This window comes from Cognatishimia maritima, assembly GCF_900129685.1.
Lineage (GTDB): Bacteria > Pseudomonadota > Alphaproteobacteria > Rhodobacterales > Rhodobacteraceae > Cognatishimia > Cognatishimia maritima.
The window spans coordinates 405,736-418,263 of record NZ_FQWM01000001.1 but is presented as its reverse complement, the minus strand read 5'-3'; the positions used below and the strand labels follow the sequence as shown (position 1 = coordinate 418,263).

Annotated in this window: 12 protein-coding genes; 9 read left to right on the top strand and 3 right to left on the bottom strand. The window is 57.5% G+C overall.

Annotation, left to right across the window (positions count from 1 at the left end; all coding sequences use genetic code 11):
- Positions 1–16: 16 nt before the first annotated feature.
- From argC to BUA39_RS02115, 8 genes are all read left to right on the top strand, one after another.
- Positions 17–1,045, top strand: coding sequence for an N-acetyl-gamma-glutamyl-phosphate reductase (gene argC / locus BUA39_RS02150; RefSeq protein ID WP_072791662.1), 1,029 nt, complete (start codon positions 17–19; stop codon positions 1,043–1,045).
- An 18-nt stretch (positions 1,046–1,063) separates the two neighbouring features.
- Positions 1,064–1,507 (top strand): cytochrome c maturation protein CcmE, encoded by a 444-nt coding sequence (gene ccmE, locus BUA39_RS02145; protein WP_072790291.1) that lies wholly within the window; start codon positions 1,064–1,066, stop codon positions 1,505–1,507.
- A gap of 172 nt (positions 1,508–1,679) precedes the next feature.
- The gene (locus BUA39_RS02140) at positions 1,680–2,291 is read left to right on the top strand and encodes a holin-associated N-acetylmuramidase (protein WP_072790289.1); all 612 of its coding nucleotides are present in this window, start codon (positions 1,680–1,682) and stop codon (positions 2,289–2,291) included.
- Positions 2,282–2,788, top strand: a complete 507-nt coding sequence (locus BUA39_RS02135) for a holin family protein (protein WP_072790287.1) — start codon at positions 2,282–2,284, stop codon at positions 2,786–2,788. The genes BUA39_RS02140 and BUA39_RS02135 overlap by 10 nt, the downstream gene beginning before the upstream one ends.
- Before the next feature lie 73 nt (positions 2,789–2,861).
- Positions 2,862–4,835, top strand: a complete 1,974-nt coding sequence (locus BUA39_RS02130) for a heme lyase CcmF/NrfE family subunit (RefSeq protein ID WP_072790285.1) — start codon at positions 2,862–2,864, stop codon at positions 4,833–4,835.
- Positions 4,832–5,284 (top strand): cytochrome c-type biogenesis protein, encoded by a 453-nt coding sequence (locus tag BUA39_RS02125; protein ID WP_072790283.1) that lies wholly within the window; start codon positions 4,832–4,834, stop codon positions 5,282–5,284. Before BUA39_RS02130 ends, BUA39_RS02125 begins: the two co-directional genes overlap by 4 nt.
- Positions 5,285–5,351: 67 nt before the next feature.
- Positions 5,352–6,143 carry an enoyl-CoA hydratase-related protein gene (locus BUA39_RS02120; protein ID WP_072790280.1) on the top strand — a complete coding sequence of 264 codons (792 nt, stop codon included), beginning with the start codon at positions 5,352–5,354 and terminating at the stop codon, positions 6,141–6,143.
- A gap of 289 nt (positions 6,144–6,432) precedes the next feature.
- On the top strand, positions 6,433–6,819 hold the full coding sequence (locus BUA39_RS02115) for a RidA family protein (RefSeq protein ID WP_072790277.1): 387 nt from the start codon (positions 6,433–6,435) through the stop codon (positions 6,817–6,819).
- Between the two features lie 87 nt (positions 6,820–6,906).
- On the opposite strand, the gene gltA is transcribed toward BUA39_RS02115, so the two are convergent.
- Positions 6,907–8,202, bottom strand: coding sequence for a citrate synthase (gltA, locus tag BUA39_RS02110; RefSeq protein WP_072790274.1), 1,296 nt, complete (start codon positions 8,200–8,202; stop codon positions 6,907–6,909).
- 90 nt (positions 8,203–8,292) lie between these two features.
- Positions 8,293–9,699 (bottom strand): glutamate--tRNA ligase, encoded by a 1,407-nt coding sequence (gene gltX / locus BUA39_RS02105; RefSeq protein WP_072790271.1) that lies wholly within the window; start codon positions 9,697–9,699, stop codon positions 8,293–8,295.
- An 80-nt stretch (positions 9,700–9,779) separates the two neighbouring features.
- Between gltX and BUA39_RS02100 the strand changes: the two genes are divergently transcribed.
- Complete coding sequence (locus tag BUA39_RS02100) at positions 9,780–11,828, top strand: ComEC/Rec2 family competence protein (protein ID WP_110721800.1); 2,049 nt, start codon at positions 9,780–9,782, stop codon at positions 11,826–11,828.
- Here the strand turns inward: BUA39_RS02100 and lexA are convergent.
- Positions 11,822–12,520 (bottom strand): transcriptional repressor LexA, encoded by a 699-nt coding sequence (lexA, locus tag BUA39_RS02095; protein ID WP_072790265.1) that lies wholly within the window; start codon positions 12,518–12,520, stop codon positions 11,822–11,824. The two genes, BUA39_RS02100 and lexA, sit on opposite strands and share 7 nt — an antisense overlap.
- Positions 12,521–12,528: the final 8 nt, after the last annotated feature.

Here is a 12,528-nt window from a genome sequence, read left to right as displayed (position 1 = left end):
CAATGAAAGGTCTGATATGACCCATAAAATCGCTATTCTTGGGGCGTCTGGCTACACCGGTGCCGAACTGGTGCGGCTGATCGCAACCCATCCGTCGATGGAAATTGTGGCGCTGGCCGCCAATTCCAAAGCAGGCATGGCCATGGCCGATGTCTTTCCGCACCTGCGCCATCTGGACCTGCCGGATTTGGTGACCATAGATCAGATCGACTTTGACGCTATCGATCTGGTGTTCTGTGGTCTTCCGCATGCGACCAGTCAAAAAGTTATCCGTGATCTGCCAAAGACGGTGAAAGTCGTTGATTTGTCAGCGGATTTCCGGCTGCGTGATCCAGAGGAATACGTCAAGTGGTACGGCGGCCAGCACGACGCACTGGAGTGTCAGGCAGAGGCCGTTTACGGGCTGACCGAATTTTACCGGGAAGAAATCAAATCGGCGCGGCTTGTGGCGGGCACCGGCTGCAACGCGGCGACCGGCCAATATGCTTTGCGGCCATTGATTGAGGCCGGGGTGATCGACCTTGACCAGATTATTCTGGACTTGAAATGTGCAGTCTCAGGCGCTGGACGGTCTTTGAAAGAAAATCTTCTGCACGCCGAACTGAGCGAAGGTTACCATGCCTATGCCATCGGCGGCACGCACCGGCATCTGGGCGAGTTTGATCAGGAGTTTTCCAAGATTGCAGGGCGGCCCGTTAAGGTGCAGTTCACGCCGCACCTGATCCCGGCCAATCGCGGGATTTTGGCGACGGTCTACGTGCAGGGGGATGCGCAGGTCATTTACGACACGCTGTCAAAAACCTATGAAAATGAACCGTTTATCCAGATGCTGCCCTTTGGCCAAGCGCCCAGCACGCGGCATGTGCGGGGCAGCAACTTTTGCCACATCGGTGTGACCAGCGACCGGATCGCAGGCCGCGCGATTGTAATTGCGGCGCTTGATAACCTGACCAAAGGGTCCAGCGGGCAAGCGTTGCAGAACGCCAACCTGATGTTGGGCGAAGAGGAAACGGCAGGGCTGATGTTGGCCCCGTGTTTCCCGTAAACATGTGAAAGGGTCGCGATGAAGGGGCTCAAGAAACAACGGCGTATTCAGATCGTCATCGTCGCAGTGGTGGCGCTGGCACTGTCGACGGCCTTGATCGGTTACGCGATGCGGGGGGGAATCAACCTCTTTCGTTCTCCATCCGAGGTGATCGCAGAACCCCCGGCAGAGAATGAAGTCTTCCGCATCGGCGGGCTTGTCGAAGAAGGCACCTTGCGACGTGGTCAGGGAGAAACCGTGACCTTCAGCGTGACAGATGGCGGTGCCTCGGTTCAGGTGGCATTCACCGGGGTATTGCCGGACCTGTTTGAGGAAAATCAAGGTATGGTCGGGCAGGGGCGCTACATTAATGGCGTATTCCAAGCCACTGAAATATTAGCGAAACACGATGAGACCTATATGCCGAAAGAGGTCATAGACGCCCTGAAAGACCAAGGTGTTTATGTGGACCCAGAAGGCTGAAAAAAGGCTGATTGAAAGCGGTTGCATCAACGCCCGGCGCTGTCCGGGCGTTTTTTGTTGCGCGTGGTGTCAACTCGTTTCTCAGACAGCGTTGCCCGCGTAGCGCACGCTGGATTGTCTGAATGTTACCTATTTCTGAGCAGCCTTTCTTCCGTCAGCGAGGGAGAGCAGCATGCCAGATGTCAGGCAAATCGCAGCAGAGATTGTCGCCCGCGAAGGCGGCTTTGTGGATGATCCGGACGATCCGGGCGGGGCGACGAAACATGGCGTGACACTGGCGACTCTGCGCCGGTTGGGCTTGGACCTGGACAAAGACGGCGATGTCGATGAGCAGGATGTGCGACGCGTCAGCAGGGACTTGGCGATTGACCTGTTCGTGCAGCACTACTTTGAGGCCCCCGGCATCGCGCGGCTGCCGCAAGTCCTGCATGCCAGTGTTTTTGATATGCAGGTCAATGCCGGTTCAAACGCAGTGAAAATATTGCAGCGGTTGCTCAACCAAATGGGCCAACGTGTTCTGGTCGACGGCGTCATCGGTCCGCAGACCATTGCGGCCGCAGATGCGGCGGCGGCCATGGCCCCGGATCATTTGGCGGATGCCTATGCGATTGCGCGGCGGAATTACTACTTTCGTTTGGCGGATGCCCGCGCGAACCTGCGCAAATTTGTCCGCACGCGGCGTGGCGGCAAGGGTGGCTGGATCACGCGGGCCGAGGGGTTCATGTCTCCGCGCTATCACCTGACGGATCAAGAGTTTGACTCGCGAGTTGCAGCATGGCGGTGATCACGCGGGTCTTTGATTTCATCTTTGGCGACGGGCGGAATGTGTTGCGCGAAACCGCCGAAGTGTTTCGTGAAAATGCCGAGGCTGGGGCCGCGCGCGCTGAGACGCGGCATGCGGCTGCCATGTCGCAGTTTGGCGCAGAATTTGGCCAGCCCAAGCGCGGGGCATTTGATCGCTTTATGGATGCCCTCAACCGCCTGCCTCGCCCCTTTATGGCAATGGGCTGCATTGGATTGTTTGTTTCTGCCATGGTCGATCCGCCATGGTTTGCCGCGCGCATGCAGGGCGTTGCCTTGGTGCCCGAACCACTTTGGTGGCTCTTGGGTGTGATCGTCAGCTTCTATTTTGGCGCACGCCATCAGCTAAAGGGCCAGGAGTTTCAAAAGGCGATGGCCGCGCATTTGTGCGCAGTCTCGGCACTTCAATCATTGGACACGGTGCAATCCGCAGAGGAGAACGCGGCGCTGCGTGACTGGCGTCGGTCGCAGGACACTTAAAGCGCGACATTTAGCCTGACCCACCACGCCGAATTGAATTGGCCGCGCGCATGGCCCGGCTTATATAGGGGCCATGTTACATGAGCTTGGTCATTTCGCCCTTATCCTTGCCGCGCTGATTGCGGTTGTTCAGGCCACCGTTCCCTTGATCGGAGCGCAGAAAAGATGGGCGGGCTGGATGGCTGTGGCCGACCCTGCCGCCGCCGCGCAGTTCCTGCTGACGGGCTTTGCCTTTGTGGCGTTGACCCATGCGTTTGTGACCTCGGATTTCTCGGTCCGGTTGGTCTATGCAAACTCCCACACCTTAAAACCGATGCTTTATAAGGTCAGTGGTGTGTGGGGAAACCACGAAGGCTCAATGCTGCTTTGGGTTTTGATCCTGACGTTGTTTGGCGCCTGCCTTAGTTGGTTTGGCGGCAACTTGCCGCCGGGTTTGAAAGCGCGGGCTTTGGCAGTGCAATCCGCCATCGCCGTGGCATTTTTTGCCTTTATCCTGTTTACCTCAAACCCGTTTGACAGGCTGGATATCAATGGCGTGCCTTTTGATGGACGTGGGTTGAATCCGCTGCTGCAGGATCCCGGTTTGGCCTTGCACCCGCCGTTCCTTTATCTGGGCTACGTGGGTCTATCGATGGCCTTTTCCTTCGCGGTCGCAGCCCTGATCGAGGGGCGGGTAGATGCCGCTTGGGGCCGCTGGGTGCGGCCTTGGACTTTGGCGGCTTGGGTTTTCCTGACCATCGGCATCGCCCTTGGGTCTTGGTGGGCCTATTACGAGTTGGGCTGGGGTGGGTTCTGGTTCTGGGACCCAGTGGAAAACGCCTCCTTCATGCCGTGGCTTTTGGCGGCGGCTTTGCTGCATTCCGCCATCGTGGTGGAGAAACGCGAATCCCTAAAAAGCTGGACGATTTTGCTGGCGATCCTCGCATTTGGGTTCTCGCTGATCGGGACGTTTATTGTGCGCTCTGGCGTTATCACCTCGGTGCATGCTTTTGCGAATGACCCGGAACGGGGGATTTTCATCCTCGCGATCCTTGCGATTTTCATGGGCGGGGCTTTGACCTTGTTTGCCGCCCGCGCCGGTGCGCTTGAGGCGAAAGGCGTCTTTGCCGTGGTGAGCCGTGAAAGCGCGCTGGTTCTGAACAACCTTTTGCTGGCGGTCGCCTGTCTGGTGGTCTTTGTCGGCACGATCTGGCCGCTGCTGTCCGAAATGTTCTTTGATCGGGTCCTCAGCGTCGGCCCGCCTTTCTTCAACCTTGCCTTCACACCTTTCATGGTCGCTTTGGGAGCGATCTTGCCGATTGGGGCCATGTTGCCTTGGAAACGGGCAAAGCTTGGCAAAGTGGTGCCACGACTTGTGCCTGCCTTGGTTCTGGCGCTGGCGTTGGCAGGGTTGGCTTGGGCGCTACAAACAGACAAAAGCCTTTTGGGACCCATTGGATTGCTGCTGGGCGCTTGGGTTGTTGTTGGGGCGCTTGTTGACGTCTTTTCGCGCACCGGGCGCGGGGGTCTTGGACAGCGCTTTGCGCGGCTGACGCGCCTGCCGCGTGCGGATTGGGGCAAGGCCACGGCCCATGCCGGGCTGGGGGTCACGATGTTTGCCATTGCCGGTCTGATGGCTTGGGAGGTCGAGGACATCCGCGTGGCGCAGATTGATGTGCCGTTCCCTGTGGGGGCCTATGAGATCACGCTGAAACAGGTGCGCGATGTTGAAGGGCCGAATTTCCTGTCGACCATGGCCGATGTTGAAGTCACCCGGAACGGGCGCCAAGTGGCCCTGTTGCAGCCAGAGAAACGCATCTATCCGGTGGCCGCGATGCCCACAACCGAAGCGGCGATTGATTATCGTTTGTTCCGCGATGTTTACGTGGTGATCGGCGACGCGCAGGCCAATGGCGGCCATACGGTGCGCACCTATATCAAGCCGCTTGCGAATTGGATCTGGCTTGGCTGTGCGATGATGGCCTTGGGTGGTATCCTAAGCCTGAGCGACCGACGCTATCGCGTCGCTGCAGGCGCGCGGAAAACTGTGGGGGTGCCTGCAGAATGAGGTACCTGTTGATTGTTCTGATGCTGGTTGCCTCGCCACTTTGGGCAGTGCAGCCGGATGAGGTTCTGGACGACCCGGTGTTGGAAACCCGTGCGCGGTTGATCTCTAAGAACCTGCGCTGCCTTGTCTGCCGCAATGAAAGCATTGACGAAAGCAACGCCGGGATCGCCAAGGACCTGCGGCTTTTGGTGCGCGAGCGGTTGGTGGCCGGGGACAGCAACACCGATGTGGTCGAGTTTATTGTCGACCGCTACGGCGAGTATGTACTGCTAAAACCGCAGTCAGGTGGTAGTAACCTCATACTTTGGGGGGCCGGGCCTGCGATGCTGATTATGGGGCTGGGGCTGTCGGGGCTGTACCTGCGCAGGCGGTCTCGGAGGGTTGAAACCAAGATGGACGCTCTGACCGACGAAGAAAAAGCCCGTTTGCAGCAAATCCTGAAAGATTGACGCGCGGTCTGCCTTCACAGCGCCGTGAATGATCCTATCTTGAGATCAGCAAACCAAGAGGCCCCAGATGGACTATCAAGCGATTGAGTTGAACGTGGCAGACGGCGTGGCCGTTCTGACGCTGAACCGCCCCGAAAAGATGAACGCGCTGAACGCCCAGATGCGGGCAGAGATCACCCATGCGGTGAACGACATTGCGCTGCATGGCCACATGCAGGGCATTCGTGTGCTTGTCCTGACGGGTGCGGGCGCGGCCTTTTGTTCGGGTCAGGATCTGGGGGATGGCGGCAATGCCGCGAACCTTGATCTGGAACGCACATTGCGCGACGAATACACCCCGATGATCCGCGCGATTTTGGATTGTCCGTTGCCGGTGATCTCTGCGGTCAATGGGGCCGCAGCCGGGGCAGGGGCGAACCTTGCATTGGCGGCTGATGTGGTCATTGCCACGGAAAGTGCCGTTTTCATCCAAGCCTTTGCGCGCATTGGCCTAATGCCCGATGCAGGCGGCACCTATATGCTGCCGCGTCAGATGGGCATGGCCAAGGCAATGGGGGCGGCCCTTTTTGCAGATAAAATCAGCGCCAAACAGGCGGATGATTGGGGCATGATCTGGGAATACGTGCCAGACAGTGATTTTGCCGACCATTGGAAAGCCCGCGCCGCGCATTTGGCCAACGGGCCCACAGCGGCCTATGCACGTATCAAAGAGGCCATGCGCACCACCTGGACCAACAATCTGGATCAACAATTGGCGCATGAGGCAAAGCTGCAGGGCGCTTGTGGCAAGACCCGCGACTTTCAGGAAGGTGTTGTCGCGTTCCTAGAAAAACGTCCTGCGCGCTACGAAGGGCGCTGAGCGGGCGACAGCCAGCCTTTTTCAAATACAAGCGGCCCCTTTCTTATGGAGAGGGGCCGTTTCTAATTAATACCACAGTCGTGCCATGACCACCGCCTGTTCGGTTGGGACATGTCGAATGGCGGCGCGTGGCGTTCAAGGCGCGCGCGTTTCTGGATCTCGCGAAGGAGCAGTTGAAGGCGCAAGCGCAAGTTTGGGATTTTTGGCGCGAAGCTGAAGCCCATATCTCTGTCCGGCGCGCTGCGGTATGATTTGTGTGTCTAGGCTTTTTGGGCGTTCGGAGGAACACATGCGCAAGCTGATATCAAACGGAAATCCGATGGAAGAGATTGTGGGTTTTAGTCGCGCTGTTCGCGTCGGGAACTTTATCGCTGTCGGGGGAACGGCACCTGTCGATCAAAACGGAAAAACGGTAGGAATTGGGGACGTTTTCGCTCAGACCACGCAGTGCTTTGAAATCATCAAGGCCGCTCTCGAGCAGGCGGGGTCGGGCCTCGAAGACATCGTTCGAACACGTGTCATTTTGACAGATATCGAAAATTGGAAGCAGGCGATTGAGGCTAGGAAACCATTCTGCCTTGCTTCGCGCCCGGTGGATACAATTGTAGCTGTTTCAGGATTTGTGAATCCGGAATGGCTGGTTGAGATCGAAGTGGATGCGGTCATACCTGAATGAACAGGTAGCTTAGGCAGACGCAACATGTTCAAAAGAAAAACGCACCCGGTGTAAGCCGGATGCGTTTTTTCTTACGATTGAAATACCTTAGCGGTTTTCGATGTCCACGTAATCGCGTTCTGTCGAGCCGAGGTACAGCTGACGCGGGCGACCGATTTTGTTTTGTGGATCGCCAATCATCTCTTTCCACTGCGAAATCCAACCCACGGTGCGGGACAGGGCGAAGATCGGTGTAAACATCGATGTTGGGAAACCCATCGCTTCCAGGATGATGCCGGAATAGAAATCCACGTTCGGGAAGAGCTTTTTCTCGACGAAATATGGATCATTCAGAGCGGTTTGTTCCAGCTCTTTTGCGACCTGCAACAGCGGGTTGTCTTCGACACCCAGCAGCTCCAGCACTTCGTCAGCGGACTGTTTCAGAACCTTCGCGCGCGGGTCAGTGTTTTTGTAAACACGGTGGCCGAAGCCCATCAGACGGAATGGATCGTTCTTGTCTTTCGCGCGAGCGATGAATTCTGGGATGCGGTCGACGGTGCCGATCTCTTTCAGCATCTCAAGGCAGGCTTGGTTTGCACCACCATGTGCAGGACCCCACAGGCAGGCGATGCCCGCTGCGATACAGGCAAATGGGTTCGCCCCGGAAGACGACGCCAGACGCACGGTCGAGGTCGACGCGTTTTGTTCATGATCCGCATGCAGGGTAAAGATACGGTCCATCGCACGGCTAAGGATCGGGTTGACCTGATACTCTTCGGCAGGAACAGAGAAACACATGTGCAAGAAGTTGGCCGCGTAATCCAGATCATTGCGTGGATACACAAACGGCTGACCGATGGAATATTTATAGGCCATCGCAGCGATTGTGGGCAGTTTCGCGATCAGACGGATCGCCGCCACTTCGCGCTGCCATGGGTCTGCAATATCGGTGGAGTCGTGGTAGAAGGCGGACATTGCGCCAACAACACCCACCAGCGTCGCCATAGGGTGTGCATCACGGCGGAAACCACGGAAGAAGTTGTGCATCTGTTCGTGCACCATCGTGTGGTTGGTCACACGGGACTCAAAATCTTCGAGCTGAGCTGCGGTCGGCAGTTCACCGTATAGCAGGAGGTAGCAGACCTCCAAATAGTGGGATTTGCCTGCCAGTTGATCAATTGGGTAACCGCGGTGCAGCAGCTCACCTTTGCCGCCATCAATGAAGGTGATGGTGCTGTCACAGGACGCGGTAGAGGTGAAACCGGGATCATAGGTAAAGACACCCGCCTGCCCATAAAGCTTGCGGATGTCGACAACATCAGGGCCAGCTGTGGGTGACAAGATCGGCAGTTCATAGGACACGCCATCGATGGTAAGCGTGGCGGATTTATTGCTGTCGGTCATAGGTTTCCCTTCCTCTTGTGGCCAAGGGCGCAAGGCCCCCGGCAATCGTTCGTGCACAAGCGCGAAAGGTCAGGAAACCCGGCCTTCGCCTTATGAATAGTCTGCCGCTTCTTGCAAACGCGCAATCGATTCGTCGCGTCCAAGGACCAGCATCATGTCGAATACACTTGGGGTCACTGCCCGGCCTGCGAGTGCCGCGCGGAGCGGTCCTGCCATTTTGCCGAATTTGATTTCCTTTGCTTCGGCAAAGGTGTTTGTGACGGCCTCAAGCCCCTCGCGGGACCAGCTAGCATTTTGCAACTGCGGCGTCAATTCCTTCAGTATACCACGGGATACATCGTCAAGATTTTTTGAAGCCTTCTCATCTGGCGTGATCGGTCGTTTTGCCAGTACAAATGCAGCCTTTTCAAGCAGTTCCGGGAAGGTTTTCGCCCGGTCTTTCAGGCAGTACATCGCCTCCCGTAGAAGTACGGAGGTCGCCTCATCCAGTGGGCTTTCGCCATTCACGAGACGGTAGTTCTCAATTTCATGCAGCAGTGCGGCATCGTCTGCCTGCGCAATGTGCTGGCCGCAGATGTTTTCCAATTTCTTGAAGTCAAACCGCGCCGGAGCCTTGCCGATGCCATCAAGGTCAAACCATTCTTGGGCTTGGGCGTCGGTGAAAAACTCATCATCACCGTGGCTCCAGCCAAGGCGCGCAAGGTAGTTGCGCATGCCTGCCGCCGGGTAGCCCATGGCCTGATATTCCTGCGCGCCCGTTGCACCGTGGCGTTTGGACAGTTTCTTGCCATCTGGGCCAAAAATCAGCGGGATATGCGCCCAAACCGGCACGTCCCAGCCCATGGCATTATAGACCAGCATCTGGCGCGCCGCATTGTTGAGGTGGTCATCCCCGCGGATCACATGGGTCACGCCCATGTCATGGTCATCCACAACAACTGCCAACATGTAAACGGGCGTGCCATCCGAGCGTAACAGGATCATGTCATCGAGCTGATCGTTTTTGATCGTGACATCGCCTTGCACCTGATCGCGGATCACAGTCTCGCCATCCTGCGGGGCTTTGATGCGGACCACATAAGGCGCGTCCGGGTGGGTTGCTGGATCAGCGTCGCGCCAAGGGGAGCGATAAAGCGTGGATTTGCCTTCGGCCCGCGCGGATTCGCGGAAGGCAGCGATTTCTTCTTGGGTCGCGAAACATTTGTAAGCTTTGCCTTCGGCCAAAAGGTGCAGTGCAACCTCTGCATGACGGCCGGCGTTCTCAAACTGGCTGACGATTTCGCCATCGTGATCCAGCCCCAGCCACGCCATGCCCTGCAGGATCGCGTCGGTTGCTTCGGGGGTCGAGCGTTCGCGGTCTGTGTCTTCGATCCGCAACAGGAATTTCCCGCCGCGACCGCGCGCATACAGCCAGTTGAACAATGCCGTGCGGGCACCGCCGATGTGAAGGAACCCCGTAGGGGATGGTGCAAAGCGGGTGACGACCGTGCCGGACATGACAGGCTTAACCTTTCAATAACCAAGAGAGGATTTAATGTTGTCGCCTGTCTAACCGCCACCGGGAAAGAGGACAAGCCTTGCCACCTTTGACCTGGATGAAAACCCAACTGCTGCGCCAGCATGGGCATTTGTTTCCCTGGGGAGCGGTGTGTTTCGCGCTTGGGATCGGGGCGTATTTCGCAGCGCGGTCGGAACCTGATATGCGGTTGGTCTGGGGCGCATTGATCAGCACCATCGTTGTGCTTGTCGGTGTAATCTATCGGCGCGGCACGCAGGGCGCTCTGGCATTGTTCCCGCTGTTGATCCTGTTCGGCTGGGGCTATGCAGCACTTGATGCCAGCAGGAACACCACGCCCCGATTGGCATTTCACTATTATGGTCCGGTTTATGGGCGGGTCATCGCAATTGACCGCTCAAGTTCCCATGCGCTGCGGCTGACTTTGGATCAGGTGCTTCTGGATGAGGTGGACAACGCGCGGACTCCGAAACATGTACGTGTTTCGCTGCACGGTCCACAGGATTGGTTTACGCCTATGCCCGGACAATATGTTGGGCTGACCGGACATCTTTCTGCCCCCGGTGGCCCGGTTGAGCCCGATGGATTTGATTTCCAACGGCACGCTTGGTTTATGCAGCTTGGCGCGGTGGGGTACACGCGCACGCCAGTGCTTGAGATGGCTGCGCCGGAAGACACTGGGCTTTCGCGTTTGCGATGGCGTCTGGCCCGCCACGTGTCGGCAGCGCTCGGCGGAGATGTCGGCGGAATTGCCGCCGCAGTGACAACCGGGGATCGCAGTGATTTTTCGCAAGACGGGATTGAGGCGCTCAGGCATTCAAATCTTGCACATCTTCTGGCGATTTCAGGCCTGCACATGGGCCTTCTCGCCGGGTTTTTATTTGCAACGGTCCGCTATGCGCTCGCACTTTATCCGCCGCGGGCGTTGCGTCTGCCGGTCAAAAAAATTGCCGCGCTTTTGGCCTTGGGCGGGGCGACATTGTACCTTCTGCTTTCTGGGGCCAGCATCGCCACGCAGCGCGCTTATATCATGGCGGCCGTTGCTTTGATTGCCGTCAGTTTGGATCGCCGCGCGTTGACATTGCGCGCCGTGGCCATCGCGGCGCTGATTGTGCTGGTGATCAGTCCATCAAGTCTGCTGTCTCCGGGGTTTCAGATGTCATTCGCAGCGACGGCGGCATTGGTCGCTGTCTTTGGGGCGATGCGCGACGCGCCCGACATTGGTCTAAAGGCATGGCAGCGAAACATCTTAGCAGTCGTTATGTCCTCTTTGGTGGCCGGACTGGCAACGGCACCTTTTGCAGCGGCGCATTTCAACCAATGGGCTAGCTACGGCTTGCTTGCCAATGTCACTGCGGTGCCGGTCATGGGGATGGTGGTCATTCCGGGTGCGGTTTTGGCGGCGGTCCTGTCGGCATTTGGGCTGGAGGGCATTGGCTTTACAGTGATGGGGGCAGGGCTGCGCTGGATATTGTTCATCGCCCATTGGGTCAGTGACCTAGAGGGCGCGCGCATTCCGATTCCAACGCCGCAAGGCTTTATCTTGCCGCTGATCAGCATCGCCGGGTGCTGGTTGATCCTTTGGCAGGGCGCGCTGAGATGGGGTGGGGCGGTCATCTTGATGGCATGCTTTTTCACTTGGTCACAGGTCGTTCGCCCGGATGTGTTGATCTCTGAAGATGGCAAATTGATCGGCGTGATGACCAACGCTGGCCGCGCCCTGAGCAAGGGACGAGGCCAAGGATTTATCGCACAGAATTGGTTGGAAAATGACGGAGACGCAGCCGATCAGATGCAGGCAGCGGCGCAGTTGCCGATGGTGCAGAAAGGTGTTTTTGAGGCGGAACTTACGGCGGGGCGTATCACGCATTACCAAGGCAAAACAGGTGCGGCCCAGCTATCCGCCTGTTCCAAGGCAGAGATTGTCGTGGCCGATCTGCCTGCCACCCTGTCTGGACCTTGCTTGATTTTTGACCCGCAAACTTTAGCCAAAACAGGTGCTGTTGCGCTTTATTTTTCGGACGACGCCATCGTCACGCGAACGGTCGCCCAATCGCGCGGGGACCGGCTTTGGTCCCCGAAAACGCAACGGCTGGACGTTGATCAATAGCTGCGGATCAGGCCGACGAGACGCCCCTGAACCTTGACCTGATCTTCGGAAAACACGCGGGTTTCATAGGCCGGATTGGCCGCTTCAAGCGCGATCGAGCCACCTTTGCGGTGGTAGGTTTTCAAGGTCGCTTCCTCATCTTCGATGAGAGCCACAACGATATCACCGTTATCGGCCGTCGCAGTTTCACGCAGAATTACAATGTCGCCGTCGTTGATCCCGGCCTCGATCATGGAATCGCCGTGCACCTCAAGCGCATAGTGCTGTCCGCCGGTTTTCAGCATCTGGCCCGGCACCGCCACATGGTGGTCGACATGGCTGATCGCCTCAATTGGAACACCCGCCGCGATACGCCCCATCACAGGAAGTTCGCGCGCAAAAAGCTGCACCTCATCCGGGGTGACGTTGGCGGGCTGGGCTGGCGAGGGATGGGGCCCGTCGATGACCTTGGGCTGAAAGCCTTTTGGTTGTGACATGTCTTCGGGCAGTTTCACGATTTCAATGGCGCGGGCACGATGCGCAAGGCGGCGAATGAAACCGCGTTCTTCAAGCGCAGTGATCAACCGGTGAATGCCCGATTTGGACCGCAAATCCAGCGCGTCTTTCATTTCATCAAAGCTGGGCGGCACGCCGTTTTTCTGGAGCCGCTTGTGGATAAATTCCAATAGATCACGTTGTTTTTTGGTCAGCATCTGCACGC